This window comes from Sphaerotilus mobilis (genome assembly GCF_004216565.1).
Taxonomy (GTDB): Bacteria; Pseudomonadota; Gammaproteobacteria; order Burkholderiales; family Burkholderiaceae_C; genus Sphaerotilus; species Sphaerotilus mobilis.
Genome location: NZ_SGWV01000007.1, coordinates 835,561 through 861,394 on the forward strand (window position 1 = coordinate 835,561; position 25,834 = coordinate 861,394).

26 protein-coding genes are annotated in these 25,834 nt (G+C 70.8%); 4 read left to right on the top strand and 22 right to left on the bottom strand.

The window, feature by feature from the left end; all coding sequences use genetic code 11:
* Positions 1-10: 10 nt before the first annotated feature.
* On the bottom strand, positions 11-370 hold the full coding sequence (locus EV685_RS04025; RefSeq protein ID WP_207224754.1) for a Dabb family protein: 360 nt from the start codon (positions 368-370) through the stop codon (positions 11-13).
* A 156-nt stretch (positions 371-526) separates the two neighbouring features.
* On the opposite strand from EV685_RS04025, the gene EV685_RS04030 reads away from it, so the two are divergent.
* On the top strand, positions 527-997 hold the full coding sequence (locus tag EV685_RS04030; protein ID WP_130480654.1) for an REP-associated tyrosine transposase: 471 nt from the start codon (positions 527-529) through the stop codon (positions 995-997).
* Between the two features lie 954 nt (positions 998-1,951).
* Here EV685_RS04030 and EV685_RS04035 read toward each other — a convergent pair.
* From EV685_RS04035 to EV685_RS04045, 3 genes are read right to left on the bottom strand one after another with little or no spacing between them, the layout of a single operon-like run.
* Positions 1,952-2,974 (bottom strand): AEC family transporter, encoded by a 1,023-nt coding sequence (locus EV685_RS04035; RefSeq protein ID WP_130480655.1) that lies wholly within the window; start codon positions 2,972-2,974, stop codon positions 1,952-1,954.
* 40 nt (positions 2,975-3,014) lie between these two features.
* Positions 3,015-4,055, bottom strand: a complete 1,041-nt coding sequence (locus EV685_RS04040) for a phosphotransferase family protein (protein ID WP_242615407.1) — start codon at positions 4,053-4,055, stop codon at positions 3,015-3,017.
* 5 nt (positions 4,056-4,060) lie between these two features.
* Positions 4,061-5,236, bottom strand: a complete 1,176-nt coding sequence (locus EV685_RS04045) for an acyl-CoA dehydrogenase family protein (RefSeq protein ID WP_130480657.1) — start codon at positions 5,234-5,236, stop codon at positions 4,061-4,063.
* Between the two features lie 170 nt (positions 5,237-5,406).
* On the opposite strand from EV685_RS04045, the gene EV685_RS04050 reads away from it, so the two are divergent.
* Complete coding sequence (locus EV685_RS04050; protein ID WP_130480658.1) at positions 5,407-6,591, top strand: NAD(P)/FAD-dependent oxidoreductase; 1,185 nt, start codon at positions 5,407-5,409, stop codon at positions 6,589-6,591.
* A 10-nt stretch (positions 6,592-6,601) separates the two neighbouring features.
* Here the strand turns inward: EV685_RS04050 and pufC are convergent, their stop codons facing one another.
* The 13 genes from pufC to EV685_RS04115 form a co-directional block, all read right to left on the bottom strand.
* Positions 6,602-7,690: a photosynthetic reaction center cytochrome PufC gene (gene pufC / locus EV685_RS04055; protein WP_130480659.1), complete on the bottom strand. Its 1,089-nt coding sequence runs from the start codon at positions 7,688-7,690 to the stop codon at positions 6,602-6,604.
* Positions 7,687-7,908: a hypothetical protein gene (locus tag EV685_RS04060; RefSeq protein ID WP_130480660.1), complete on the bottom strand. Its 222-nt coding sequence runs from the start codon at positions 7,906-7,908 to the stop codon at positions 7,687-7,689. Before EV685_RS04060 ends, pufC begins: the two co-directional genes overlap by 4 nt.
* Positions 7,905-8,882, bottom strand: a complete 978-nt coding sequence (gene pufM, locus EV685_RS04065; RefSeq protein WP_130480661.1) for a photosynthetic reaction center subunit M — start codon at positions 8,880-8,882, stop codon at positions 7,905-7,907. The genes EV685_RS04060 and pufM overlap by 4 nt, the downstream gene beginning before the upstream one ends.
* 9 nt (positions 8,883-8,891) lie before the next feature.
* The gene (pufL, locus tag EV685_RS04070; RefSeq protein WP_130480662.1) at positions 8,892-9,716 is read right to left on the bottom strand and encodes a photosynthetic reaction center subunit L; all 825 of its coding nucleotides are present in this window, start codon (positions 9,714-9,716) and stop codon (positions 8,892-8,894) included.
* 159 nt (positions 9,717-9,875) lie between these two features.
* Positions 9,876-10,058: a light-harvesting antenna LH1, alpha subunit gene (pufA, locus tag EV685_RS04075; RefSeq protein WP_130480663.1), complete on the bottom strand. Its 183-nt coding sequence runs from the start codon at positions 10,056-10,058 to the stop codon at positions 9,876-9,878.
* Between the two features lie 11 nt (positions 10,059-10,069).
* Entirely contained in the window at positions 10,070-10,297 is a 228-nt protein-coding gene (locus EV685_RS04080) for a hypothetical protein (protein WP_242615408.1), read from the bottom strand.
* A gap of 29 nt (positions 10,298-10,326) precedes the next feature.
* Positions 10,327-10,476 carry a light-harvesting antenna LH1, beta subunit gene (gene pufB / locus EV685_RS04085; RefSeq protein ID WP_130480664.1) on the bottom strand — a complete coding sequence of 50 codons (150 nt, stop codon included), beginning with the start codon at positions 10,474-10,476 and terminating at the stop codon, positions 10,327-10,329.
* A gap of 105 nt (positions 10,477-10,581) precedes the next feature.
* The gene (gene bchZ, locus EV685_RS04090) at positions 10,582-12,063 is read right to left on the bottom strand and encodes a chlorophyllide a reductase subunit Z (protein WP_420820801.1); all 1,482 of its coding nucleotides are present in this window, start codon (positions 12,061-12,063) and stop codon (positions 10,582-10,584) included.
* A complete protein-coding gene (gene bchY, locus EV685_RS04095) occupies positions 12,063-13,622 on the bottom strand; it encodes a chlorophyllide a reductase subunit Y (protein WP_130480666.1) in 1,560 nt (519 codons plus the stop codon). The genes bchZ and bchY overlap by 1 nt, the downstream gene beginning before the upstream one ends.
* Positions 13,622-14,644, bottom strand: coding sequence for a chlorophyllide a reductase iron protein subunit X (locus EV685_RS04100; RefSeq protein WP_207224755.1), 1,023 nt, complete (start codon positions 14,642-14,644; stop codon positions 13,622-13,624). Before EV685_RS04100 ends, bchY begins: the two co-directional genes overlap by 1 nt.
* Positions 14,641-15,594, bottom strand: a complete 954-nt coding sequence (bchC, locus tag EV685_RS04105) for a chlorophyll synthesis pathway protein BchC (RefSeq protein WP_130480667.1) — start codon at positions 15,592-15,594, stop codon at positions 14,641-14,643. The genes EV685_RS04100 and bchC overlap by 4 nt, the downstream gene beginning before the upstream one ends.
* A 151-nt stretch (positions 15,595-15,745) precedes the next feature.
* Positions 15,746-16,885, bottom strand: coding sequence for a methyltransferase (locus EV685_RS04110; protein WP_130480668.1), 1,140 nt, complete (start codon positions 16,883-16,885; stop codon positions 15,746-15,748).
* Positions 16,886-16,898: 13 nt separating this feature from the next.
* Complete coding sequence (locus tag EV685_RS04115) at positions 16,899-17,804, bottom strand: polyprenyl synthetase family protein (RefSeq protein WP_130480669.1); 906 nt, start codon at positions 17,802-17,804, stop codon at positions 16,899-16,901.
* 179 nt (positions 17,805-17,983) lie between these two features.
* Between EV685_RS04115 and crtD the strand changes: the two genes are divergently transcribed.
* Complete coding sequence (gene crtD, locus EV685_RS04120; RefSeq protein ID WP_242615409.1) at positions 17,984-19,519, top strand: 1-hydroxycarotenoid 3,4-desaturase CrtD; 1,536 nt, start codon at positions 17,984-17,986, stop codon at positions 19,517-19,519.
* A gap of 194 nt (positions 19,520-19,713) precedes the next feature.
* Entirely contained in the window at positions 19,714-20,412 is a 699-nt protein-coding gene (locus EV685_RS04125) for a carotenoid 1,2-hydratase (RefSeq protein WP_207224756.1), read from the top strand.
* Positions 20,413-20,532: 120 nt separating this feature from the next.
* Here the strand turns inward: EV685_RS04125 and EV685_RS21160 are convergent, their stop codons facing one another.
* Genes EV685_RS21160 through EV685_RS04145 form a run of 5 tightly spaced genes read right to left on the bottom strand, consistent with a single transcriptional unit; the run spans position 20,533 to position 25,814 of the window.
* Positions 20,533-20,658, bottom strand: coding sequence for a hypothetical protein (locus EV685_RS21160; RefSeq protein WP_275938336.1), 126 nt, complete (start codon positions 20,656-20,658; stop codon positions 20,533-20,535).
* Positions 20,659-20,671: 13 nt separating this feature from the next.
* Positions 20,672-21,721 carry an NAD(P)H-binding protein gene (locus EV685_RS04130; RefSeq protein WP_130480670.1) on the bottom strand — a complete coding sequence of 350 codons (1,050 nt, stop codon included), beginning with the start codon at positions 21,719-21,721 and terminating at the stop codon, positions 20,672-20,674.
* A gap of 38 nt (positions 21,722-21,759) precedes the next feature.
* The gene (gene hemA / locus EV685_RS04135; RefSeq protein ID WP_130480671.1) at positions 21,760-23,091 is read right to left on the bottom strand and encodes a glutamyl-tRNA reductase; all 1,332 of its coding nucleotides are present in this window, start codon (positions 23,089-23,091) and stop codon (positions 21,760-21,762) included.
* Between the two features lie 55 nt (positions 23,092-23,146).
* On the bottom strand, positions 23,147-24,223 hold the full coding sequence (locus EV685_RS04140) for a phytoene/squalene synthase family protein (RefSeq protein ID WP_130480672.1): 1,077 nt from the start codon (positions 24,221-24,223) through the stop codon (positions 23,147-23,149).
* Positions 24,195-25,814 carry a phytoene desaturase gene (locus EV685_RS04145; protein WP_130480673.1) on the bottom strand — a complete coding sequence of 540 codons (1,620 nt, stop codon included), beginning with the start codon at positions 25,812-25,814 and terminating at the stop codon, positions 24,195-24,197. The genes EV685_RS04140 and EV685_RS04145 overlap by 29 nt, the downstream gene beginning before the upstream one ends.
* Positions 25,815-25,834 lie beyond the last annotated feature (20 nt).

Genomic DNA, 25,834 nt, shown 5'->3' on the forward strand with positions numbered 1-25,834 from the left:
GTTGGTCTCCTCAATCCAGCGGGGCGATGTCGTGCACGACAACGCGGGTCCAGTAGCCCTTGCAGGTGGCCACGAAATGGGCGTGCAAGGGGCAGGCATTCTGGTAGTGATCGTGGTCGGCCATCGTTCGAAAGTGCAGCGAGGTGGCGTAGTCGAACGAGTGATCCGTCAACGGCGGCCGCTGCGGCGTCGCCGCCGGCGTGCCGACATGGCCCTGTTCGAGATAGGGAAGCCGGGCGAGCTGGCGGACCTCGGCATCGAACAGCGCCCGCTCGGCAGGCGTGAGGTCAGGTCGCAGCCAGAACATGGCGCTGTGGATGAACATGATCGGCTCCATCGTGGCGGTCGTGCGGGGCGCGAAGGATCGCATGAGAGGGGTGGGGATGCGGGATGTCGGAACAACGACCGCATCGCCCCATCAGCGTCGACCGGCGTGAAGGGCTCGCCGGCCTTCGGTCGCTCTTCCGGGTGATGGACCGGTGCGCAGTCCATGCCGATCCTGTGACCTTCGCAAGGAGATCGGACCATGAGGTATCGACGGTTGCATGTCGAGGGCGCGACCTTCTTCTTCACCTTGGTGACGTGGCATCGGCGACCGTGGTTCGTCGATCCGGTCAACGTGCGCCTGCTCGGTGAGGTCATGCGCGACGTTCGCAGGCGCAGGCCCTTCGTCACGAAGGCCATCTGCGTGCTGCCGGAACACCTGCATTGCATCTGGCGCCTTCCGGTCGATGACCCGGATTTCTCGACCCGCTGGATGCTGATCAAGCGAGCCGTCACCCGGGCGGTGCGCCAGAGGCCCGGCATGTCCGACGTCACGGTGTGGCAGGCACGGTATTGGGAACGCCGCCTGCGCGACGAGCGTGATGTCGCCGCGCATTGCGCCTACATCCACGAGAACCCCGTGCGGCACGGGTGGGTCCAGTGCCCGGAAGATTGGGGGCCAAGCTCCGTGCATCGTCTGAGCAATTCCTCTCAGGGTGACGTGACGGGCTGATGCCGGCGCGCGCGGATCCGAAACCGCGTTGGATGCACCCGGCGCCTTGGTCGCCGATTCGGTCCGGAGGCCCATCGGCACCACCCCGTCGGACACAGGGTGTCCGACCTACCGGTTGGTGCGCGTCGATTCAAAACCGCGTTCAACGAACCCGGCGCTTGGCCGCGGTCGTCTTCGGTGCCTTGGTCGTCGGTTCGGTCCGGAGGCCCATCGGCATCACCCCGTCGGACACGGGGTTTCCGACCTACCGGTTGGTGCGCGTCGATTCAAAACCGCGTTCAACGTACCCGGCGCTTGGCCGCGGTCGTCTTCCGCGCCTTGGTCACCGATTCGGTCCGGCGGCCCATCGGCACCACCCCGTCGGACACGGGGTGTCCGACCTACCGGTTGGTGCGCGCCGATTCAAAACCGCGTTCAACGTACCCGGCGCTTGACCGCGGTCGTCTTCGGTGCCTTGGTCGCCGGTTCGGTCCGGAGGCCCATCGGCACCACCCCGTCGGACACGGGGTGTCCGACCTACCGGTTGGTGCGCGTCGATTCAAAACCGCGTTCAACGTACCCGGCGCTTGGCCGCGGTCGTCTTCGGTGCCTTGGTCGCCGGTTCGGTCCGGAGGCCCATCGGCACCACCCCGTCGGACACAGGGCGTCCAACCTACCGGTTGGTGCGCGCCGATTCAAAACCGCGTTGGACGCGCCCGGCGCTTGGCCGCGGTCGTCTCCGGTGCCTTGGTCGCCGATTCGGTCCGGAGGCCCATCGGCACCACCCCGTCGGACACGGGGTGTCCGACCTACCGGTTGGCCAAGGCCTTCGTGTTATCACACACCGCCCATGCCGGCGCGCGCCGATCCAAAACCGCGGTCAACGCGCCGAACACACGGCCAGCGTCCACGTGTTTTCAAACACCACCGTGCCAACCCACCCTGTCGTTGCGCGTCGCCCTGGCGCGACGCTGTTCACCCCACCACCATCACCACCACCCCCGTGAACGTCACAAAAGCCAGCACCGTCGAGAGCATCACGATGCGGGCAATGCGGCCGGCGTCGGCGGCGTAGCGTTCGGCGAGCATGGGGACGTTGCTGGCGCTCGGCAAGGCGGCCAGCAAGGGCAGGACCACGGCGGCGATCGGGTCCAGCGGGATGCCGGCGGCGATGACGGCCTGGCAGGCGAGCCAGACCAGCAGCGGGTGGACCAGCAGCTTGAGGGCGACGACCAGCGGCACGTCGCCGCGCGGGTGGGCGTTCGGGTCGGCGGTGTCGAGGTGCGCCTCGTGCTCGACCGCGTCGGCGGCCTCGGCGCGGGCTTGCGAGCGGGCCAGCACCGCGCCAAGCGTGAACAGCGCGGCCGGCGAGGCCGCGTCGGCCAGCATCGTGATGGGCTTCATGATCAGGTGCGGCAGGGCTTCGCCGCTGGCCGAGACCAGGCAGCCCGCGCCGATGGCCCACGGCAGCGGGTTGACCAACACGCCCCGGAGCGCCTTCACCGCAGCCGCGCCCGCGCCTTGCGAGCCGGCCGCGTCCAGCCGCGACAGCGCGATGCACAGCGACGAGGTGACGATCATGTCCATCGACAGCGCGACGATGGCCGGGGCAGCCGCCTGAGGCCCGAGCAGGTCGACCAGCAGCGGCACGCCCATGAAGCCCGAGTTCGGAAAGGCGGCGACCAGCGCGCCGAAGGCGGCATCGTTCCAGCCGATGCGGCGCTCGCCCGCACGGTCACGTCGGCGGGCCAGCGCGATCGCCAGCGAGACCATCACCAGCGCACAGGCCAGCCAGGTGCCGAAGACGCCCGGGTCGACCAGGCGGGCGATCGGCGTGTCCGCCGCAAAGCGCAGCAAGAGGCAAGGCAGCGCGAAATAGAGGACGAACTGGTTCAGCCCCGGGATGACCTCCAGCGGCATCCAGCGACGGCGGGCGGCGAACCAACCCACGAAGACCAGCGCGAAGAAGGGGAAGGTGACGTCGAGGATCTTCAGCATGCGGGATGGGCGCGCTCGGCTCTGCGGGGCCGGCAGTGTCTCAGGCTGCGGTGAGTTGCTGCGCCAGCCGCCAGCCGGCCTCGGCCATGGGTCGCGCCTGCCGGCCCGTGCGCTCGGCGTCGGCGCTGGCCGCACTGCCTTGCAGCGATCGCGCCAGGATGCCCTGCAGGATCGCCGCCATGCGGAACATGTTGAAGGCCAGGTAGTAGCCGAAGTGCGGCAGGCCGGCAGCCGCATCGCGCCCGGTGCGGCGCACATAGGCCGCGACGTAGGCGTCTTCATCGGGGATGCCAAGGGCGGCCAGGTCGTGGCCCTTCAGGCCGCGGAACTCCTCGGGCGTCACCCGCCAGGTCATCACGTGGTAGGCGAAGTCAACCAGCGGATGGCCCAGCGTCGACAGCTCCCAGTCCAGCACGGCCAGCACACGTGGCTCGGTGGGATGAAAGATGAGGTTGTCGATGCGGTAGTCGCCATGCACCAGCGCGGTCGCCTCGTCGTCCGGCCGGTGGGCCAGCAGCCAGGCGATCAGCTGCTCCATGGCCTCGTGGCGCTCGGTCTCGCTGGCGCGGTACTGGCGGATCCAGCGCTCGATCTGGCGGGCCAGGTAGTTCTGCGGCTTGCCGTAGTCGGACAGGCCAGCGGCCACCACGTCGACGCCATGCAGCGCGGCGGCGACGCGGTTCATCTCGTCGAAGATCGCGCCGCGTTCGGCCGGCGTCAGGCCGGGCAGGTCGGGCCGGCCGAAGACCCGGCCGTCGACGAAGTCCATCACGTAGAAGGGCGAGCCGATCACGCTGGCGTCCTCGCACAGCACATGCATCGCCGGCACCGGCACGGCGCTGCCAGCCAGCGCGGCCATGACGCGGTGCTCGCGTTCGACCGCATGGGCCGAGGCCAGCAGCACGCCCGGTGGCTTGCGGCGCAGCACCCAGCGGTGCTCGCCGGCGTCGACACGGTAGGTCGGGTTGGACTGACCACCGGTCAGCGGCTCGATGCGGACCGCGCCGTGGAAGGGCCGCACATGGGCGCGCAGCCAGTCGGCCAGCAAGGCTGGATCGGGAGGGGCGATGGCGGTGCTCACGATGTTCAGGAATGTCCCTTGACGATGTGCTTGGCCAGGCTCCAGCGGTGGACCTCGCTCGGGCCGTCGTAGATGCGGAAGGCGCGCATGTCGGAAAAGATGCGCGCGACCACCGTCTCGCCGGTGACGCCCTGCCCGCCCAGCACCTGCACGCAGCGGTCGGCCACGCGCCAGACCGCCTCGGAGACGATGACCTTGGCCCGGCTCGATTCGCGCAGCGCCAGCTCGCCGCGGTCGAGCACGGCCGCGCAGTGGTGGATGGTCAGGCGGGCGATGTGCAGGTCCATCTCGTTGTCGGCCAGCATGAAGCCGACACCCTCATGCTGGCCGATCGGCTTGCCGAAGGCCATGCGGCTGCGGGCGTAGTCGACCGCGACGTCGTGGGCCCGACGCGCCGCGCCCAGCCAGCGCATGCAGTGGGTCAGACGGGCCGGCGACAGGCGCACCTGGGCGTAGCGGAAGCCCTGACCCAGCTCGCCCAGGATGGCCGATGCCGGCAGGCGCAGACCGGCAAAACGCACAACGCCGTGGCCGCCGGGGAAGCAGCGGTCGAGCGTGTCCATGTTGCGTTCGAGCGTGATGCCGGGCGTGGCCATGTCGGTCAGGAACATGGTCGCGCCCACGTCCGGAACCATGGCCATGATGATGGCCAGCCGGGCACCGTCGGCACCGGTGATGAACCACTTCAGGCCGTCGATGACGTAACCCTCGCCGTGGGCGTCGCGCACCGGCCGGGCGGTGGTCTGCAGCATCGACGGGTCGGAGCCGGCCCCGGGCGCAGGTTCGGTCATGCAGAAGCAGGATCGGATGTGGCCCTCGGCCATCGGCCGCAGCCATTGCGCCTTCTGGGCCGGCGTGGCGACGGCTTCGAGCAGGTGCATGTTGCCCTCGTCGGGCGCAAAGACGTTGAGCGCGACCGGGCCCAGCATCGAGTAGCCGGCCTCCTCGAAGGCGACCGCGCGGCCCACGTGGCTCAGGCCCATCCCGCCGTATTCATGCGCCGCATGCGGCGACAGCAGGCCGGCGCGGCGGGCCTTGTCGACCAGCGCGTCGCGCAGCGCCGGCTCGGGGCCATGCGGGCCGCTGCGCGGGTCGGCCTCCATCGGGATGATCTCGTCGGCGATGAAGCGCTGGATGCGCGTGCGCAGCGCATCGAGTTCCGGGGTCAACAGGATGTCCATGGTCATGCCCTCGTCGTCGTGTCATCGGCGCCCGCACCCTCCCGAAGGGCCTGCCCGGCACCGACACCTGAAAGCCGCGACTTTGCCTTGAACCCCGCGAGACAGGCTGTCACCCAGAGGTCAGGCTGGCGCGGCCTTCCTAGAATCCGCCGCCACCGTCAGGAGGCCCCATGCCAGCGACCGCGTCACCGTCCCACCCGTCACGCCCGTCACGCCCGAGCACGACCGTGGACGTGCTCATCATCGGCGCTGGCATCGCCGGTGCCTCGCTGGCCTGGCGGCTGGCGGCCACGCACCGGGTCTGGCTGATCGAACGCGAAGCCCAGCCCGGCCACCACGCCACCGGCCGGTCGGCAGCGATGTTCATGGAGAGCTACGGCCCGCCCGGCGTGCGCGCGCTGACCCGCGCCAGCCGGGCCTTCTACGAACAGCCGCCGGCCGGCTTCCTGGCCGACGACGCCGCGCCGTTGCTGCGCCCGCGTGGTGTGCTCTACCTGGCGTTGCAGGGCCAGCAGGGCCTGCTGGACGCGCTGCAGCACGATCTGCTGGCCAGCGGCACGCCGCTGGAATGGCTGGATGCCGACGCCGCCTGCGCGCGGGTGCCCTGCCTGCGGCGTGACCGGGTGCTGGCCGCGCTGCACGAACGAGGCGCCGAGGACATCGACGTGCACGCGCTGCACCAGGGCTTTCTGCGCGGCTTCCGGCGTCAGGGTGGCGAGTTGCACACCGGCACGGCGCCCGCGTCAGCGCATCACGACGGGCACGGCTGGCAGATCAGCTTCAGCGATGGCCGCACGCTCTCGGCCGGCCTGGTGGTCGACGCTGCCGGTGCCTGGGCCGACGAGGTGGCCGGCCTGTTCGGCGTCGCGCCGATCGGCTTGCAGCCACGCCGCCGCAGCGCCTTCACCTTCGCCGCGCCCGAGGGCGTCGACGCCAGCGGCTGGCCGGCCGTGGTCGCGGTCGACGAGGGCTGGTACATCAAGCCCGATGCCGGCCGGCTGCTGGGTTCGCCGGCCAATGCCGATGACACCGTGCCGCACGACGTTCGGCCGGAAGAGCTGGACATCGCCACCGGCATCCACCGCATCACCGAGGCGACGACGCTGGCGATCCGCCGCCCGGCCAGCACCTGGGCCGGTCTGCGCACCTTCGCGCCTGATGGCGAACTCGTGATCGGGCATGAGCCCGCGGCGCCCGATTTCTTCTGGCTGGCCGGCCAGGGCGGCTACGGCATCCAGTCGGCAGCGGGCGCGTCGGCGCTGGCTGCGGCGCTCATCAAGGGCAACGCCCTGCCGGCCGAGCTGGCCGCACAGGGCGTTGAGGTGGCCGGCTGTTCACCGGCCCGCTGGCGCTGATCTCCGCGTCTCAGGGCTGGCGCAGCGCGACCTTCGTGTCGTCGGCCTTCACCGGGACTGCCGTGGCCGACACCGATGCGGCCGGCGCCGCCGGTGTCGCCGCGCCCTTGCTCTGAAGCTCCGGGAAGTCCTTGGCCATCGGCGCGCCGTACAGGGGCTTGTGGGCACCCAAGTGGCAGGTTGCGCAGTTGACCTTGGCGACGTCGCCGGTGGGACCGTGGCGGTGGGCCGGGAAGGTGTCGGTCAGCGGCACCATGAACTCGCGGTTGAGGCTGCGCGCCATGCGGATGCCCTGCCAGGCGGTGAGGCGCGGCGGCGAGCTGTTCTCCCACGATCCGAAGGCACGCGTGTTGTGGCACTGGGTGCAGTTCACGCCCAGCGCGCTGGACATGTGCACCATCAGCCCATAGGTCCATTCGGCCTGCTTGGTCGACTGGCGGTTGGCGCCCGGCAAGGCCTGCTCACCCTGCACCCGGATCGGCTCGGCATCGAGCAGGAAGGGCGTGTAGGGATCAACCGGCAGGGACGTCAGACCGACCGTGGTGGCCGGCGCGTTCTGCCCGGCGCGGTCACCGGCGAAGGCGTTTGCACGCGGCTGCGGCGGCGGCTTGAACCAGACCTCCTGGGGCACGTTCTGGCCACGGTGGCAGGTGTAGCAGGTCACCCCGGTGGCACCCACGTGGCTGTTCCAGTCGGCGTTGATGGTCTGCGTCATCTGCAGCATGCGACGCGCGACGACCTTGGTGTAGAGCTTGTCGTCGGCGAAGTTCTGCGGGTCGTGGCAGTAGACGCAGCCCTGCTGCGGTGCGACCCAGGCGGTCATCGCGGCCATCGTGCGGGTGAACTGCGCGACGCTGACGTCGCCCAGCACCTTCACGTTCTGGAACACGTCGCGTGCCTTCGGGCCGTCGGTCGGCGCCGCCGGCAAGGCCTCGGGTGCCGCGTTCAAGCTGGCCTGCTGGGCCAGCGTGCGCGGGTTGTAGACCTGTTCCATGCCGGTGCCGCGGTAGCCGCGCTGCACCGTGTCGACCGGCGGACGCTCGCATCCGGCGAGCAGCGTGAGCCCGATCAGGGACACGCCAAGGCTGAGCAGCTTCATGCGTGCGCTCCCTGAAGGTGAACGGCGTGGGCGGGACGGTCTGCGGCGGGGTGCCGGGACCAGCCCTCGTGGTCATCCAGGCTGGCCACGCTGGCCAGCATCCAGGCCTGCAGCACCTCGGCGGGCTGCGGCGTGTGGGCCAGCATGGCCTGCTGGCAGGCCGGGCCGGCAAGGCCTTGCATCAACAGCCGGCCGAGCGTGGCGATGGCGGCGCTCATGGCGTCACCCCACCCATCAGCGCCGGGTCGGCCACCGCCGGGAAGACGGCGGGGTAGACCGGTGCGACGCCATGCTTGACGGCCCACAGATACCAGTTGTCGACCACGGTGCCAGTCAGCAGGATGCCGATGCCGCCGCACAGCGGGCACAACACGGCGAACCACCAGGCCCAGCGGTGGATGGACTCCATCGTGGCGTTGAAGCCCATGGTCCAGCGCCAGAACAGGGCCGCCCGCTCGCTGGCCGTGCCGCGGTCGGTGATCTGCTCGATCTCACGCTCGCCACCGTAGCGGCTGACCGCCAGGATGGTCGCCCCGTGCATCGCGAACAGCAGCGTCGACCCGTACAGGAAGGCGATGCTGAGCATGTGGAAGGGGTTGTAGAACAGGTTGCCGTAGCGCAGCGAGAAGGCCGCCGTCCAGTCCAGGTGCGGGAACAGCCCGAACGGCACCGCCTCGCCCCAGCTGCCCATCAGCACCGGGCGGATGAAGCCCAGCACCAGGTAGAGCCAGATGGCCGCCGCAAAGGCCCAGGCCACATGTGTGCCCATGCCGAGCTTGCGGGCACGCCGGTACATGCGGGCCCACCACAGCAAGATGGCAGCGGTCAGGAAGAAGCCCGCCAGCAGCCACCAGCCACCCTGGTTGAGCGGCGGCAGCTTCAGGCCATAGCCAGGCGGCGGCGGCTCCAGCGCCAGCCAGGGCAGCTGACGCACGAACTGCACCGGGTCCCAGCCGACCGAGGCCCACATGTTCAGGCCGATGATCTCCAGCGCGATGAAGCCGCACAGCAGCGAGCAGATGCCCAGCCAGCCGAGGTAGATCGGGCCGATCTGCGCATCGCCGATGCGACCCAGCAGATGGATGTGCGTGGTGTCGCGGATGCGCTCGTGTTCGTCGCGACCCAGCGACACGCCGGGGTAGGACGGCGCCGTGACCTGCACGCTCGTGAAGAGGTTTTGATATTCAGCCATGACCGTGCCTCACTTCCAGACCGGAAGGTTCAACCACCAGCTCCACCACTCGGGCCAGCCGCGTGTCCAGAAGGGCCCGCTGATGACGATGCAGACCGCGCTCCAGAAGCCCGCCGAGAGGGCCAGGAACAGACCCAGGCGGTGGATGCCCAGGGTGCCGATCGAATAGCCGATCGTGTCGCGGAAGAAGGTGTTCTCGTGCTCGGCCGTCTTGACCACCTCGCCGCGCGCCGGATTGGTCGACGACAGGATCAGCGAGCCGTGCAGGCTCAGCGCGAAGGTGGTGGCAAAGAAGAAGCTCACCGCCAGCATGTGCGCCGGGTTGTAGTGGAAGTGCAGGTACTGGTAGCCCGTGTTCGAGACCCAGTCCAGGTGGCTCATGATCCCGTAGGGGAAGCCGTGACCCCAGGCGCCCATCAGCAGCGGGCGGATCACCACCAGCGTGACATAGGCCAGGATCGCCACCGAGAAGGCAAAGGGCACGTGCAGGCCGATGCCGAGCTTGCGGCAGATCTCGACCTCGCGCAGGGCCCAGGACACGAAGGCACCGATGGCGCAGACGGTGATGAGCTGCCACAGCCCGCCTTCCATCAGCGGTGCCAGGCCCAGCCCGTATTTCAGATCCGGTGGCGCGATGCTGATCTGCCACAGGTTCCAGGTTCCGCCTTGGGACGCGCCCCAGACGATCAACAGCGTGCCGACCAGCGCGAAGAACGCACTGGTGACGCCAAAGAATCCCACGTAGAACGGTCCGACCCAGAAGTCGAACAGGTCGCCCCCGAGCAGGGTGCCCCCGCGCACGCGGTACTTTCTCTCGAAGTTCAGCATGGACATGCTTGCCACCCCCGCGAGGCGCCCCGGATCAATTCCGTGCGTCCGTCGTCTTGTCGTTCGGACAAAGGGGCGCGCCAGGTCGACAGGTCATCCAGCCCAAGGCTGTCTGCCACCGTGACCGGCGCGCCGCGAACGGGCCTGTGCGGCCCGAACCGGTGCCTACTTGGGTGCAGCAGCCGGCATCGACGAGTTCTGGCTCACCGCGGTCTGCGGTCCATCGAGCCAGTTGAACTTGTTGGTACTGAGCAGCACGAAGTGAATCACCAGTGCCAGCACGAACAAGAAAGCGAACAAAGCGACCAGCGCACGGCGCGGGTCGAACAGCAGCCAGATTCTCCACATGCTCTCTTCTCCTAGTTGAGGTGCGACAGGAAGGTATAGACACCCGCCCGGACACCCTTGATCAGCGATTTCTCGCTCTCTGCGCCGGGGAACCAGCTGCGCCAGCGGACAAACAACAGCTGCGCGGCACAGGCCACACAGAACACGACCACGAAGCTCAGGAGGAACAAGGCCTCGTTGGCGACGCTGTCGTGCAAGGTGAGTCCCGACGGGGACAGGGTGTTGGTCTGCTGGGTCATGACGGTTCCTTCAGCGCGTGTTCAAAGACTCAAAGCCAGGGACGCCACATCCAGACCAGCACATGGGCCACGACGGCAATCGCCGTGAAGCCGATGAAGCTGGACATGAAGATGCCGTGGAATTCCCGGGCCTCGTTCTCGGTCAGCCCGGACAACGAGCCTTTCCTTTCCTCAGCCATAGCGATCTCTCCTCGATCAGTGGCCTTGCGGCCGACACCGCGCAGTTCCCGCGCGGCTGGGATCGCCAGGGCTGATCCCCGGCAAACCTTGTGTTCGTTGGGCCCTCAGGCCAGCGTGCCCAGCACCGCCGCCGCCATCTCGCGGGTGCGGCCTTCCAGATGGGTGACCGCGACGGCAGCGGCACCTTCGGCCCGTGCATTCGCCTCGGCCTGATCCCGCAGCCGCCGGGCCGCCGAGATGCGCACCAGCACCGGCTGGGCCTCCAGCAGCTCGTCGAGCAGCTCCCTCGCCTCGTCGCTCCAAACCAGCTCCGGCAGGGCCCGCGCGGGCGTCGGCGCGGCGCGGTCCATGTCGGTGGCCAGCGGCAGGATGTGGAACAGCGCATCGAACAGCGCGTTGCAGAACTCCTGCACCAGATAGGTCGCCCCGGCATAGCCCATGAAGGGTGTGCCGGTGGCGCGTCGAATCAGCGCGCCGGGGAAGCTGGCGGCGATGTAGGTCGGCCGCATCGGCCCCTGCCCCGTCATCTCGGCCAGGTACATGCGCTCGTTGACACTGCCGTAGAGCACCAGCGGCGTGCTGCCGTGGACCAGCGCGCGCACGGCGGCGTGATCGGTCTTCTCGCCGGGCTTGCGGGCGATCGCGAAGCGGCAAGGCAGGCCCAGCTCGTCTTCGAGGAAATGCCGCACGCCGCGGGTGTAGGTCTCGCTGGCGACGATGGCGAAGCTGGCGGTGCCGAAGAAGTCCTGCGTGACCGAGCGCCACAGGTCCCACACCGGCTTGATGGTGGTGTGCTTCTCGCGCTCGATGAAGGGTTCGGGGTCCAGGTGCAGCAGCTCGCCGAGCTGGCGCAGGAAGGCCGTCGTGCTGTGCAGGCCGATGGGCGCCTGCAGATAGGGCCGCTCCAGCGCCTCGCACAGCAGCCGGCCGAACTCGCGGTACAGGCAGATGTTGACGTCGGCATCGGCCAGCTTGGGCACGTCGACCAGGTGGCTGCCAAGCGGAAAGACCAGGTTGACCTCGGCGCCGATGCCCTCGACCAGACGGCGGATCTCATGCACGTCGCTCGGGCCGTTGAAGACGCCGTAGCTCGGGCCGATCAGGTTGACACGCGGCTTCTCGCCGGCCGGCCGTTCGGCAAAGGGCTGGCGCTTCGGGACATGCCGGCCGGGGCCGTGTTCGGTCCACAGCCACAGCATCGCGCGGTTGGCGCACTGCCACTGGTCCTCATCGATGGTGCGCGGCAGGAAGCGGGCGATGGTGGTGCCCTCGGGCGTCACGCCGCCGCCGATCATCTCGGCGATCGAGCCGGTCACGACCACCGCCGGCAGGTCCGGGTCCAGCACCGCATGGGCGCGCTTCATGCTGCCTTCGGTGCCTTCGCGGCCCAGCTGTTCCTCGGCCAGTCCGGTGACGACGATGGGCAGCTCGTGCGGCGGCAGCGCGTCGGTGTAGTGCAGCACCGAGGTCACCGGCAGGTTCTCGCAACCCACCGGTCCGTCGATGACGACCTGCAGGCCCTTGATCGCGGTGAAGACGTAGACGGCGCCCCAGTAGCCGCCGGCCCGGTCGTGGTCGATGACCATCACAGCATCTCCTCGGCCTTGCGGCGCTTCTGGATGCGGATGACCTGGCGACGGGTCTCGGCGCGGAACTCGGGGTGCAGCACCGGCGTGTCGGTCCAGACCCCGGCGCGGTCGCCCTGGCCGGTCTCGCCAAAGAACTCGCGCATCTGCTCGAAGCGTGCGCGGTTGCCGATGGCGGCGTTGATGACCTGTGCGAGCGAGCCCGCACCGGCCGGCCCCATCAGCGGCCGGGCCGAGATCAGGTTGGTGAAGTACAGCGCCGGCAGTGCCCGTTCCTTGGCGTACTGGACCACCGGCGTGGTGCCGATGGCGAGGTCCGGCCGATGCCGCTCGATCGCGGCGATGTCCTGTTCGAGCGTGGCGCGGTACTGCACCTGCACGCCGCGTGCGGCCAGCCAGGCGCGGTCCGGCTCGGACCAGGGCGTGTGCGGGCAGGCGGTGCCGACATAGGGCACCTCGGCGCCGGACTCGATCAGCAGGCGGGCCACCAGCAGCTCGGAGCCCTCATAGCCACTGAGCGTGACGCGGCCGCGGATCGGCGACTTGGCCAGCACCGCGCGGATCGCCGGCAGCACGCGCTGCTTGGCCGCATCGATGAGGGCCTGCGGCACCTCGGCCGCTTCGCCGATGGCCTGCAGCCATGCGTCGGTGCCGTCATGGCCCACCGGGGCGGAGGCCACGACCGGACGACCGGCCGCCTGGAACTCGCGCACGCTGGCCGTGTAGAAGGGGTGGATGGCGGCCACCACCGCGCCGTCCAGCGCGGTGTAGAGCTCGCGCCATTCGCGTGTCGGCACGGTCGGTCCGACCGACAGGCCCATCGGTTCGAGCAACTGGCCGATCACCATCGGGTCGGCCGGGAACAGCTCGCCCAGCAGCGTCACGCTGCGGCGTCCGGGCACCTGGCGTTCACGCCAGCCTTGCGGCGCGGCCACCGGGCCGGCCTCGGCCTCGGCACGGGCATAACGCAGCATCGCGCCGGCCAGCACGTCCTTGGCCTCTGCATGGGTGGGCACGCCAAACCCCGGCACATCGATGCCGATGATGCGCACGCCGTTGATCGCCTTGGGCAACAGCTGCAGCGGCACGCCGCTGGCGCTGGGCACGCACAGGTTAATCACCACCAACGCATCAAGCTTGGCCGGATCGGCCTGCGCATGCACCGCCTCGCGGATGTCCTCGAACAGCTTGCCGGTCACCAGGCTCTCGCTGTTGAAGGGCACGTAGCCCACGCTGCGGCGCGCGCCGTAGAAGTGCGAGGTGAAGGTCAGGCCGTAGACGCAGCAGGCCGAGCCGCTCAGGATGGTCTCGGTGCGCCGCATGCGCAGGCCCACCCGCAGCGCGCCGAAGGCCGGGCACATGCTCTGCGGCTGGTCATGCGGACCGGCGGCAGCACGCGGGTAGTCGGCTGCGTACTGGGCCAGCAGTTCGCCCTTGCCGGCGGCGGTCGCGGCGGCGCGCAGCGTGTCGGCGCCCGCGTGGCAGCCGAGGCCGTCCACCGGTTCAAGCGGACCTGCCGCAAGGGCAGGCGCTGCAAGGGGTGCTGTGTCGGTGCTCATCACGCGGCGTCGTAGACGACCTCGAGGCTGGGGCGGATGGCGTCGTGGCGACCGACCATGTCGAAGGTCGTGGCCGGCTCCATCACGAAGTCGCGGCCGGTGGCCTCGGCCGAGAACAGGCTCAGCAGCTGATCCTGGGTCTGCGGCACTGGCCGCATCGGCGGGGCGCTGGCGACGTTGCTGGCGAGCGTTTCGAACAGCGGCGCCCAGGCGGTGCCGGGCCGGCCGACGATCTCGTAGCTGGCGCTCTTGCGGCGGATGTCGTCGTTGGCCGGAATCGCGGCCAGCACGGGAATCCCGGCATTGGCGGCGAAGGCGGCGGCTTCGCCCGTGCCGTCGTCCTTGTTGATCACCATGCCGGCCACGCCGACATTGCCGCCAAGCCGGCGGAAGTACTCGACCGCGCTGCAGACGTTGTTGGCGACGTACAGGCTTTGCAGGTCGTTGGAGCCGACGACGATGACCTTCTGGCACATGTCGCGGGCGATCGGCAGACCGAAGCCGCCGCAGACCACGTCGCCCAGGAAGTCCAGCAGCACGTAGTCGAAGCCCCAATCGTGGAAGCCGAGCTTTTCCAGCGTCTCGAAGCCGTGGATGATCCCGCGCCCGCCGCAACCGCGACCGACCTCGGGGCCGCCCAGCTCCATCGCGAAGACGCCGTCGCGCTTGAAGCAGACATCACCGATCGAGACCGGTTCGCCCGCCAGCTTCTTGCGCGAGCTGGTCTCGATGATGGTCGGGCAGGCCTTGCCGCCGAACAGCAGGCTGGTGGTGTCGCTCTTGGGATCGCAGCCGATCAGCAGGACCTTCTTGCCCTGCTGGGCCATCATGTAGCTGAGGTTGGCCAGCGTGAAGCTCTTGCCGATGCCGCCCTTGCCGTAGATCGCGATGATCTGTGTGGCCTTGGTGACCGGGGCGCCGGACGGCTGCTCGGGCTCGATCGCGGCTTCGGCACGCAGGTCATCGTGACGCAGCTGCATGAAGCGCACCGGCGCCTCGGCCGGAAGGGTCGGGTGGCTCATGAGGCGTGTCTCCAGTCAAGGACCATCTTCAGGCAGCCGGCGTCCGCAAACGCCTGCTGGTAGGCCGACCCGGCGTGCTCGGCACGCTCCTGGTGGGTGATCAGGCCGCGCAGATCCAACCGGCCGTCCTGCAGCAACTGCTGCACCGCCAGAAGATCGGGGCGCTTCCATTCGGCGGCCACGCGGATGCGCGCTTCGCGCATGAAGGCGGGCGGGAAACTCAGCGTCAGCGGCGCGGCATAGAAGCCGGCCAGCACCACCTCGCCACCGGGCGACAGGCGGGCCACCAGGGTGTCGAGCAGGCCGGCGTCACCGCTGACGTCGTAGATCGCGCGGTAGTCGCGCCGCGGGTCGTCTTCCGGCGCGATGACGCGGTAGCCCTCGGCGCCGGACTGGCGCGCGGCCTGGGTCTCCCAGACCGTGAAATCGGTGTAGCCGGCGGCCACGTTCAAGCGCGCCAGCAGGCGGCCCAGCACGCCATGGCCAACGATCAGGTCCGGCGGCGTGTGGGCCACGCCCGTGCCACCGCCCGAGACGCTGTGATAAGCCGTCGCGGCCAGCGCGATCAGCACCGCGTCGGCACCCAGCGCATCGGCCACCGGCACAACCCGCTGACCGGGCACAACCAGGCGCGAGGCGGAGGCGCCGAACAGGCCGCGGACCTCGCCGAAGCAGCGCGCACCCGGCACGAACACCCGTTGGCCCAGCCGCACGTCGCTGGCCGAACCGACCTCGATCACGCGGCCAACCGCCTCGTAGCCCGGCACCAGCGGGTAGCCCATGCCCGGAAACATCGGCATGCGGCCGGTCCAGATCAGGCGTTCGGTGCCGGTGGAGATGCCACTCCATTCGACCTCGACGACGACGTCTTCCGGTTCAGCCGGCGGCAGGTGCAGGCGCGCCAGCTGCAGGTGTTCCGGACGCTCGATCACGACGGCCTGGGTGTTCATGTCCGCGCTCCTCGGCGGTGCATGCCCGTCGGCGTGGGGTTGATCGGCGTCTTGTCCATGGATGTCATCCTAGGCTGACGTAACGCAACGTCAAGTTAAATTTACACTTGGTTTTCCCGGGGTATGCCCCCAGGCGATTCGTTCATTCAGGTCAGGACGACCCGGTCTTGTCGGCGACCAGCACCTGCACCAGCAGCGGCTGCCGGGTGGCGACGCGCCGCACGCGCTGGAAACCGGCCTCGCGCAGCAGTGCCTCCAGGCGCTCGACCGGGCGTGGCCGGCCCTGCCCCATCGCCAGCAGGTAGAAGCCGAAATAAGCGTCGCCCATCGCATGCGCACCGGGCGTGCCGGCCATGGGCTCGGCCAGCAGCAGGCGCCCGCCGGGTGCCAGTGCCTGCCAGACCGCGCGCAGCAGCGTCGCCACCGCCGCGTCGTCGTGATCGTGGACAACGCGCAACAGCGTCACCACATCCGCGCCCGCCGGCAGGCGGTCCTGAAGGAAGCTGCCGGCCCAGACGCGGCTGCGCCCGGCCAGGCCGGCGCCTTCCAGCCGCAGACGGGCTCGCGCGGCGACGTCCGGCAGATCAAACACCTCCACCTGCAACGACGGCGCGGCCGCCGCCGCCTGTTCGGCAAAGGCGCCCTCGCCGCCGCCCACGTCCAGCAGGCGGCGATGGCGCCCGAGCGGCACGGCCTGCAGCACCTGGGCCGCCACCATCGGCTGCGTGGCCGCCATCAGCGCCGAATAGGCGCCGGCCGTCTCGGCCCCGCCGTCGCGTCCGGGCTGGCCGGCATAGGGCCAGAAGCGCGCCAGTTCGCCCGGCGGCGAGGTGCCACGCAGGAGGGCCACGGGATCGTCGAGGTCGCGGTAGAAGGCGGCGTGGTGCAGCACCAACGCGCGCAAGCCGGCGTCGGTCGCCAGCGGCAGGCCGAGCGGTCCCAGCCCATGGCGGTCGCCGGAGCGGCGTTCCAGCAGACCCAGCGAGCCGGCGGCGCGAAGCAGGCGCTCACAAGCGTCGGACGGCAGGTTCAGCGCCTGGGCCAGCCAGGCGCTGGTCTGCGGTCCTTCGGTCAGCAGGCGTTCGAACACGCCCAGCCGGACGCAGGCCAGCAGCACCTGCGAGTAGACGAAGCCCGCCATCAGGTCGAAGACCTGGCGGGCGCGGCGGCGGGCGATCCAGCGCGTCAGCGGCAGGGCTTCGGCCCAGCGCCGCACGTCCTCGCGCGCCAGCAGTCGGTCACGCCAACGCGGCCAGGCGTCGCGCCACGGCGGCCACGGCAGGGCGGACATTGGACGCGCCGACTCAGGCAGCCTGGACGCGCCAGGCGGCTTCCGGCGTGCGCGGGCGGATGTCTTCCAGTCCGGTGGGCACCAGCCGGCGGGCCTCGTGGCGGATCAGGGCCCGGAAGCCGGCCGCACCGGGGCAGTCGGGCACAGCGGCCTCGGTCTCGTCCATCAGGCGGCGGAACTCGGCCAGCGCGCCGTCCAGCCCCAGTTCACGGGTCATGCTGGGCCGGTCCAGCTCGATGTCGCGGTGCACCGGCTTGCCCAGCGCCTGGGCGTCGCCCACGACATCGCGGATGTCATCGGCGACCTGGTAGGCCTGACCCAGCCGCTCGCCCAGGCCCCGCCACGGCTCCGGCGTCGATCCGGCCGATTGGGCACCCGCCATGGTCGCCGCCGCGAACAGCGCGCCGGTCTTGGCCTGCTGGTAGTCACGCAGCGTGACCTGCGGTTCGCACTCCCAGGCCTGCCCGGCGACGATGCCCAGCGGCATCCCCACACCCCGGCTGACGGTGGCCAGCAGGCCCGGCAGGCGGCTGACATGGCGGCCGGCGGCACGGCCAAGGGCCTCGTAGGCGGCCACGATCAGCGCATCACCGGCCAGCACGGCCAGGCGTTCGCCCCAGGCCTTCTGGACCGAAGGCCGGCCGCGCCGCGTCGCCGCGTCATCGAAACAGGGCAGGTCGTCATGGACCAGCGAGGCGCAGTGCAGCAACTCGATGGCGACCGCCGCCGCGTCGGTCAGCGCCGGGTCGTCCTCGCCGCAGGCATGGGCCACCGCCAGCACCAGCTGCGGCCGGATGCGGGCCCCGCTTGGAAACACCGCATGCTGCATCGCACCGGCCAGACGCGGCGGCCGGCCGGGGCCGTCGATGGCCTGCAAGGCGGCGTGCAGGGCACGCTCGATCCGGTCCAGATTCGGCATGGTGACCTTTCAGGGCCGGCGCTCCCCGGCACCCACCACGGGCACCAGACAAAGTGTCAGCTTTGCTTTACATTGGTTTCTGACACCAAGAATAGACACAGGTCATGAACCCGTCAATGCAGCCTAGCCCAGGGGGTACGTACCGCCCCGGGCCGCCACGAACGAACCGATCCCCACAGGTGCTGGTGATCGGCGCGGGCGTGGGCGGGCTGACCGCTGCGGCGCTGCTGGCCCGACAGGGGCTGCAGGTGCGGGTCTTGGAACAGGCGGATGCGCCCGGCGGCAAGCTCGGCCAGATCGCGGTCGGCCCGCACCGCCTGGATGCCGGCCCGACGGTGCTGACGATGCGCTGGGTCTTTGACGCCCTGTTCGATGCGCTGGGCCTGTCCTTCGAACGCTGCGTGACGCTGCAACGCTGCGAGGTGCTGGCCCGCCACGCCTGGGGCGATCAGTGGCTGGACCTGCATGCCGACCTGGACGCCAGCGTCGACGCCATCGCCCTGCTGTCCGGCCCGGCCGAGGCGGCCCGCTACCGGGTCTTCTGCCAGCGCGCACAGGCCGTCTTCCGGACCCTGGACCGCCCATTCCTGCAGGCCAGCCGGCCCAACCCGCTGTCGCTGACCGCGCGGGTCGGTTGGCGGCGCCTGCCCGACATGCTGGCCATCGCGCCGTTCCGCAGCCTGTGGGACGAACTCGGCCGCCACTTCCACGACCCGCGCCTGCGCCAGCTGTTCGGCCGCTACGCGACGTACTGCGGCAGTTCGCCGTTCGACGCCCCGGCCACGCTGATGCTGGTCGCCCACGTCGAGCGCGAGGCCGTCTGGCAGCTCGACGGCGGCATGCGCTCGCTCGGCCGGGCGCTGCTGCAGGCGGCGCAGTCGCAAGGCGTGCAGGTCGACTGCAACCAGCCGGTCGCCGAGATCCGCGTCGAACGCGGCCGCGTCTGCGGCGTGCGGCTGGCCAGCGGCGAGTGCATCGACGCCGACGCGGTGTTGTTCAACGGCGACGCCGCCGCGCTGCAGGCCGGCTTGCTGGGCGAGTCCGCGCGTGCGGCGATGGGCGGCGGCAAGCCGCTGCCCCGGTCGCTGTCGGCGCTGACCTGGCACTTCGAGGGCCGCGTCGACGGCGGTCCGCTGTCGCACCACAACGTCTTTTTCAGCCCGCCCGAACACGACGGCTACCGGCGCGAGTTCGACGACCTGGCCGCCGGCCGGCTGCCGGCCAGCCCGACGGTCTACGTCTGCGCCCAGGACCGCCGGGCCCATGACGACGGCCCCATGCCCGACGGCCCCGAACGGCTGATGTGCCTGGTCAACGCGCCCGCCGAAAGCACGGGCCGGACCCTGGACGAACTGGAGATCTCCGCATGCGAACAGGCGATGTGGCAACAGCTGGCGAGGGCCGGCGTGAGCCTGATGTCGACCGGCGAACCGCCTCGGATCACCCGACCGGCCGATCACGCGCGCCGCTACCCGGGCAGCGGGGGGGCGCTCTACGGCCCGGCGAGCCGGGGCTGGCAGGCCAGCTTCCAGCGTCCAGCCCACAAGACCCGGCTGGCGGGGCTCTACTTGGCGGGTGGCACGGTCCACCCGGGACCGGGCGTGCCCATGGCGGCGCTGTCCGGTCGACTTGCCGCGCAGCAGATGCTCGCGGACCTGGCTTCGACCTTCCGGTTCCACCCGGTGGCTACGCCTGGTGGTATGTCGACGCCCTGAGCGAGCCGCAGCCCGACGGCAGCCGGCTCGGTCTGGCGCTGATCGCCTTCATCGGCAGCGTCTTCTCGCCCTGGTACGCGGCCCGGCGCCGCCGGCTGGGTGACGACGGGGCGCCGGCCGAGGCGCACTGCGCCGTCAACCTGTCGCTCTACCGGCTGATGCCGGCGCCGGGTCGTGTCCGCAAGCTCTGGTGCATGACCGAGCGCAGCGACCAGACCTTGCAGCGCGATGCCCGCAGCCTCTCGATCGGCCCCAGCCGCCTGCGCTGGCAGGGTCAGGACCTGCTGGTCACGCTGGACGAATGGGCCGTGCCCTGGCCGCGCAAGCTGCGTGGCGAGCTGTGCCTGATGCCGGCGGTCGGCCCGGCCACCGAATTCGACCTCGACGCCGCCGGCCACCACCGCTGGCAACCGGTGGCACCGCGTGCGCGCATCGCGGTCGACCTCTCTTCGCCCGGCTGGCGTTGGCAGGGCGACGCCTACCTCGACCACAACCGCGGCGATCGACCGCTGGAACGGGACTTCGCCCACTGGCAATGGCAACGCCAGCAGGCCAGCGACGGCCTGGGCAGCCGGATCGACTACGTCACCCAGCCCCGGCAAGGCCCGGCCCGCGCGCTGCACCTGTCGATCGGCCGCGACGGCCGCCTGCAGACGCTGGACCCGCCCGCGACGCACACCTTGTCGTCCACCGCCTGGGGCATCGACCGCACCGGTCACGGCCCGCCGCCGCTGGCCGTGGCGGGCACGCTCGAAAGCGGCCCCTTCTACGCCCGAACGCTGCTGCAGGACGCCGACGGCCGCCTGGCGGTGCACGAAAGCCTGTCGCTGGACCGCTTCCAGCAGCGCTGGGTGCAGGGCCTGTTGCCGTTCAGGATGCCGAGGTGGGGGTGAGCCGGGAAGCGTTCGCTCAAGGACCCACGACGCCATCGGGCGCCTCGGGGCCGGTCTTGACGCGTTGACCCATCGTCAACAGCCCGTCTGACAGCACGTCAGACAGCGCCGGTATCCGACCTAACGATCCGACTTGCGGCGCTCCTTCAACCACTTCCGGTTCACCCACCACTCGCGCAGCGCCCAGACCAGCACCACGCCGAAGACCAGCAGCAGTTCGAGCAAGGCGGCCAGGTCGGACGACATCGGCTTCTCCGGTTCAGCGCGCCGCCGGCCGGGCCGGGTCGGCCTGGGTGGCAGGGGTGGCCTGCGTCGACCGAGGGGCAGCGTCGAGCAGGCGGCGGTAGTGATCGGCCAGCGTGTCGCGGCCGGTCGACGGGGTGAGGTCGTCGCGGTAGCGGCTGCTGGCCGCGTCCCAGACCAGCATGGACTCGCTGGCGTAGTAGCGGCCGATGCGGGCGTATTCGGCCCGCTGGGCGATGGGGGCGCGCCAGCGGCGTGGCGTCAGGCGGGCAAGGCCGTCGAGCAGCGCGGCGATGTGCTCCAGCAGCGCGAGCGGCACCGAGCGCAGGCGCAGCGGCTGGCCGGTCAGGTCGGCCAGCAGGCGGGCCTGGTCCAGCGGGGTCAGCGCCGGGCCGGGTCCGCCGATGGGCAGGATGTGGCGCTGCCGGGCCGGGTCATCGAGGCAGGCGACCAGATAGGCCGCGAGGTCATCGTCGCTGATGGGTCGGCAGGCGGTGCCGGTGCCCGCGCCGAAGACGTGGAAGGCGCCGCCACGCCGGACCCGGTCGACCTGGCCGGACAGCGACTTGAAGTAGGCCGTCGGCCGCACGATCACCCAGGCCAGCGGGCTGGCTTGCAGCTCGGCCTCGAAGGCCAGCTTGGCCTGCTGGAAGGCCAGACGGGGCCGTTGCAGGCAGATCGCCGACAGCAGCACGAACTGGGACACGCCGGCCGCCTGCGCCGCCTGCAGCGCCTGGCGATGGGCAAGGTGGTCGATGGCCCAGGCCTCTTCGGCGACACCGGTGCGTGAGGCCAGGCAGCTGACGATGGCACGCACCGGGCCGGCATGGGCGAGGGCTTCGGCCACGGCGCCCGCTTCGGCCACGTCGCCCCAGACCAGCGTGACGCCCGGCAAGGCCGCCGCGACCTCGGCCGGCGAGCGGCCGGCCTGACGGCGCACCAACACCAGCACCTCGTGGCCTGCGGCTCGCAGCGCCCGCGCGGTGGCCCGGCCGATGGTGCCGGTGGCGCCCAGCAGCAGAACCCGGCCCGCACCCGATCCGTGGACCGGCTCAGTCGGCACCATCACCGGTCACCATCACTCGGCACCATCACCCGGCACCATCACCCGGCACCGTGGGCATCGCTGCGCAGGAAACAGCGTTGCGCCGCGTCGGTCCAGGCCGCGTGTTCCTCGCCTTTGCTGTGGTGCAGGCCGGCCAGCGCGCCGTGCAGCAGCTTGCGCGTCAAGGTGGCCGACAGCAGCTGCAGCACCTCGTCGACCGGCGCGCCCCGGGTCAATGCGCGGCGGGCGCGTTGCAGCTCCTGTTCGCGCCAGGACTCGCCCTGTGCCAACACCGCCTGCACCAGCGGCACGCTGGCACGGCGGGCCAGCCAGAGGCGGAAATGGTCGACGCCGGCGTCGACCAGCGACTCGGCGGCCTGGACGGCCGCCAGCCGGCGTTCACCCCCCTCGGCGGCCCGGCTGGCCAGGTCGTCGACGGTGTAGAGGTAGACGTCATCGAGCCCACCGACCTCGGCCTCGATGTCGCGTGGCACGGCCAGGTCGAACATCAGCATCGGTCGGCGACGGCGCGCCCGGAGGGCCCGCTGCACGGCGCCCAGGCCGACCAGCGGCAGGCTGCTGGCGGTGCAGCTGACGATCAGGTCGAACTCGTGCAGGCGGCGATCCAGCCCGACCAGCGGCAGCGCCGTGCCGCCGAGCCGTCCGGCCAGGGCCTCGGCCCGCTCCAGGCTGCGGTTGGCCACCGCGATGGCGGCGGGCGCGCGGGCGGCCAGGTGGGTGGCCACGAGATCGATCATCTCGCCCGCGCCGATGAAGAGCACCCGCTGCTGGCTCAAGTCGCCGAAAAGCTGCAGGGCGATGCGCACGGCAGCAGCCGCCAGCGAGACCGGGTGCGCGCCGATCTCGGTGCCGCTGCGCACGGCCTTGGCGACCGCGAAGCTGCGCTGGAACAGCTGCTGCAAGGTGCCGCCCAGCATGCCGGCGGCATCGGCGGTGCGCACCGCCGTCTTGAGCTGTCCGAGGATCTGCGGCTCGCCCAGCACGGCCGAATCCAGCCCAGCGGCGACGCGGAAGGCGTGGCGGGCGACGTCGGCGTCCTGGTGCACATAGCGGTGCGGGCGCAGGTCGTCCGGGCCGGCACCGCCCTGGGCGGCAAACCAGGTTTCGACCGGCGCCAGCAGATCGGCCGCATCGGAGCCGCCGAGGTAGAGCTCGGTGCGGTTGCAGGTCGACAGCAGCGTCAGGCCGGTGGCCGGCGCACCACGCGCCAGCAGGTGCTCACGCAGCCCCTGCAGCGTCGACGCCAGCCGGTCGACCGGCACGGCGTAGCGGCCGCGCAGGTCCAGCGGTGCGCTGGCGTGGTTGAGACCCACCGCCAGCAGGCAAGACGGCGTCGAAGGGCTGCTCGCAGCCAAAGCCAGGGCGGTCATGGGTGAACCTTCGGGCGCTGCCCGTTGATCGTCGTCCCGGTTTGGTCCGACGAAGTCATGCCGTTCTCCGTTCCGTCCGGCGGTCCGTTCTCGGTCCGCTGGCGAGTCGATCGAACAAGGTCAGCACGAACTCCGCAGCGCCCTGCGGCGCCGGTCCGGGCTGCTGCGCCACGGCGTCCAGCAAGGGCTGGTTGGCTGGCAACGGTGCGGCGCCCAGCGCAGCCGTGGACGGCCGCAGCAGCAGGCTGCCGCGCAGCACCAGCGCGAGCTTGTGACGGCCGCTCACACGGGCCCGCCGGCTGATGCCGTCGCCGCCAGCGGCACGCACGCGGTGACCGATGGCGGCGTACATCAGGCGGGCGGCGTTGATGCCGGGCCGGCAGGCCAGCGGCAGGCTCGCCACCCCGGCGGCGGCGCGCGCGTACAAGCGATCGGCCTCGTCCAGCAGCTGCAGCACGACGGCTTCGACGCGGGCGTCACGTTGCCGTGTGGCGCGCCAGGCGGCGATGGCGGCATCGTCCATGCCGGCCTCGCGCAGCCAGGCCTTGGGCAGGTAGAGCCGACCCAGCCGCAGGTCGTCGCCCACATCGCGGGCGATGTTGGACAGTTGCATCGCCACGCCCAGGTCGCAGGCCCGCGCCAGGGCGTCGGGTGCACGGGTCTCCATCAGCAGACTCATCATCGCGCCGACCGATCCAGCCACCCGGGCGGCGTAGGCCTGCAGCTCGGCCAGGGTCTCGTACTCGCGGCCCTCGGCATCCCATGCCAGGCCGTCGAGCAGGAACTCGGGCAAGGCCTTGGGGATGGCATAGGCGACGACCACGCCGGCCAGGGCACGGTCGGCCGCCACCGGCTCGGGCTGGCCGGCATAGAGACGGTCGAGCCGGCGCTGCAGCCGGCGCACGGCTTCATGGGGGCCAGCGGGTGCCGGGCTGTCGTCGACCGCGTCATCGGCCAGCCGGCAGAAGCCATAGAGCGCGCTGGCGGGTGCCCGGACCCTGACCGGCAAGAGCAGCGAGGCGGCGTGGAAGGTGCGGCTGTTGTGCCGCAGCAGCGTGCGGCAGGCGGCCACATCGGACCACCAGTGCTGGGCCAGCGCCGGCTCAAGCGAGGCGATGGGCGGCGTGGGCATGCGGACTTTCGTGGCGGTCGTGGCGGTCGTCGTCCGTGGCGGCGTCGGGGCGGCGCAGCGCATCGGCGTGCGGCACGATGCGGTCGAGCACCTTGGCCGAGCTGAGCACACCCGGCACGCCCGCACCGGGATGGGTGCCAGCGCCCACGAGGTAGAGCCGGTCGACTTCTTCGCTGCGGTTGTGCGGGCGGAACCAGGCGCTCTGCGTCAGCACCGGCTCGAAGGAGAAGGCCGCGCCGTGGACGCTGCCCAGGCGGTCCTGGAAGTCCTGCGGCGTCATCAGGCGCGAGGTCGCGAGCTGCGCCCCCAGGCCCGGCAGCAGCGTCTCTTCCAGCCTTTGCTGGATCAGCTGGCGGTAGGGCTCGGCCCGCACACGCCAGTCGACCTTGGCGCCCAGGTGCGGCACGGGGGCCAGCACGTAGAAGGCGTCGCAGCCGGCAGGCGCCAGGCTGGGGTCGGTGGCGGTCGGGCGGTGCAGGTAGAGGCTGAAGTCGTCGGCCAGGTGCTTGCGGCGGAAGATGTCGTCCAGCAGCGGCCGGTAACGCGGCCCGAGCACGATCGAGTGATGCGCCACGTCCGGGTACTGGCAGCGGGTGCCGAAGTACCAGACGAACAGGCTCATCGAATAACGCGCGCGGCGCAGGCGCCGGTCGGTCCAGCGGCGTCGGTGCTGGGCCGGCAACAGGTCGCGGTAGGTCGCGGCGGCGTCGGCGTTGGAGACCACGACATCGGCCGCCAGCCGTTCGCCGCTGGCCAGCCGCACGCCACAGGCGGCACCGTTTTCGACCAGGATCTCGCGCACGCCCTCGTTGCAACGCAGCGCCCCGCCCTGCCCTTCGATCAGGCCGACCAGGCCACGCACCAGCGAGCCGGTGCCGCCCATCGCGAAATGCACGCCCCAGCGCCGCTCCAGGTAGGCGATCAGGCAATAGACCGCCGTGGTGCTGTAGGGATTGCCGCCCACCAGCAGCGACTGGAAGGTCAGGATGACGCGCAGCTTCTCGTTGCGGACGTGGCGCGCGGCCAGGCCGTGCACGGTGCGCCAGCCTTCGAGCTTGAGCAGGTCGGGCAGCACGCGGGCCATGTCGGTCCAGCGGTCGAAGGGCACGTCACCCAGCTGTTCGAAGCCGACCTTGTAGATCGCCTCGCTGGCACGCACAAAGGCCTCGTAGCCTTCGACGTCATCGGGCGCGATGCGGGCGACCTCGCGGCGCATCGCCTCGGCGTCGCCGCAGTGGTCGAACACGGTGCCGTCGTCGAAACGGATGCGGTAGAAGGGCGTGATCGGCCGCAGGTCGACGTCATCGGCCAGCCTGCGCCCGCACAGCGTCCACAGCTCCTCGAACAGGAAGGGCGCGGTGATGACGGTCGGGCCGGCGTCGAAGGTGTAGCCGTCCTGCTGGTGCACATAGGCCCGGCCGCCAGGCGCGTCGAGCTGCTCCAGCACGGTGACGCGATAGCCCCGGGCGCCCAGCCGCACGGCGGCCGCCAGTCCGCCAAAGCCGCTGCCGATGACGACCGCGTGCGGGCGGCGGTCGCTGGCGCTCGCCGGGACATGCGGGCTTCGTGGGTCGGCTGCAACTGTCAACATGACTTGATCATATGAATGTA

Bases quoted from the DNA above. Each gene is read 5' to 3' on its own strand.
- EV685_RS04025 (WP_207224754.1), bottom strand. From the start codon at position 370: ATGCGATCCTTCGCGCCCCGCACGACCGCCACGATGGAGCCGATCATG.
- EV685_RS04030 (WP_130480654.1), top strand. From the start codon at position 527: ATGAGGTATCGACGGTTGCATGTCGAGGGCGCGACCTTCTTCTTCACC.
- EV685_RS04035 (WP_130480655.1), bottom strand. From the start codon at position 2,974: ATGCTGAAGATCCTCGACGTCACCTTCCCCTTCTTCGCGCTGGTCTTC.
- EV685_RS04045 (WP_130480657.1), bottom strand. From the start codon at position 5,236: ATGGACATCCTGTTGACCCCGGAACTCGATGCGCTGCGCACGCGCATC.
- EV685_RS04050 (WP_130480658.1), top strand. From the start codon at position 5,407: ATGCCAGCGACCGCGTCACCGTCCCACCCGTCACGCCCGTCACGCCCG.
- pufC (WP_130480659.1), bottom strand. From the start codon at position 7,690: ATGAAGCTGCTCAGCCTTGGCGTGTCCCTGATCGGGCTCACGCTGCTC.
- EV685_RS04060 (WP_130480660.1), bottom strand. From the start codon at position 7,908: ATGAGCGCCGCCATCGCCACGCTCGGCCGGCTGTTGATGCAAGGCCTT.
- pufM (WP_130480661.1), bottom strand. From the start codon at position 8,882: ATGGCTGAATATCAAAACCTCTTCACGAGCGTGCAGGTCACGGCGCCG.
- pufL (WP_130480662.1), bottom strand. From the start codon at position 9,716: ATGTCCATGCTGAACTTCGAGAGAAAGTACCGCGTGCGCGGGGGCACC.
- pufA (WP_130480663.1), bottom strand. From the start codon at position 10,058: ATGTGGAGAATCTGGCTGCTGTTCGACCCGCGCCGTGCGCTGGTCGCT.
- EV685_RS04080 (WP_242615408.1), bottom strand. From the start codon at position 10,297: ATGACCCAGCAGACCAACACCCTGTCCCCGTCGGGACTCACCTTGCAC.
- pufB (WP_130480664.1), bottom strand. From the start codon at position 10,476: ATGGCTGAGGAAAGGAAAGGCTCGTTGTCCGGGCTGACCGAGAACGAG.
- bchZ (WP_420820801.1), bottom strand. From the start codon at position 12,063: ATGGTCATCGACCACGACCGGGCCGGCGGCTACTGGGGCGCCGTCTAC.
- bchY (WP_130480666.1), bottom strand. From the start codon at position 13,622: ATGAGCACCGACACAGCACCCCTTGCAGCGCCTGCCCTTGCGGCAGGT.
- EV685_RS04100 (WP_207224755.1), bottom strand. From the start codon at position 14,644: ATGAGCCACCCGACCCTTCCGGCCGAGGCGCCGGTGCGCTTCATGCAG.
- bchC (WP_130480667.1), bottom strand. From the start codon at position 15,594: ATGAACACCCAGGCCGTCGTGATCGAGCGTCCGGAACACCTGCAGCTG.
- EV685_RS04110 (WP_130480668.1), bottom strand. From the start codon at position 16,885: ATGTCCGCCCTGCCGTGGCCGCCGTGGCGCGACGCCTGGCCGCGTTGG.
- EV685_RS04115 (WP_130480669.1), bottom strand. From the start codon at position 17,804: ATGCCGAATCTGGACCGGATCGAGCGTGCCCTGCACGCCGCCTTGCAG.
- EV685_RS04125 (WP_207224756.1), top strand. From the start codon at position 19,714: ATGACCGAGCGCAGCGACCAGACCTTGCAGCGCGATGCCCGCAGCCTC.
- EV685_RS21160 (WP_275938336.1), bottom strand. From the start codon at position 20,658: ATGTCGTCCGACCTGGCCGCCTTGCTCGAACTGCTGCTGGTCTTCGGC.
- EV685_RS04130 (WP_130480670.1), bottom strand. From the start codon at position 21,721: ATGGTGCCGACTGAGCCGGTCCACGGATCGGGTGCGGGCCGGGTTCTG.
- hemA (WP_130480671.1), bottom strand. From the start codon at position 23,091: ATGACCGCCCTGGCTTTGGCTGCGAGCAGCCCTTCGACGCCGTCTTGC.
- EV685_RS04140 (WP_130480672.1), bottom strand. From the start codon at position 24,223: ATGCCCACGCCGCCCATCGCCTCGCTTGAGCCGGCGCTGGCCCAGCAC.
- EV685_RS04145 (WP_130480673.1), bottom strand. From the start codon at position 25,814: ATGTTGACAGTTGCAGCCGACCCACGAAGCCCGCATGTCCCGGCGAGC.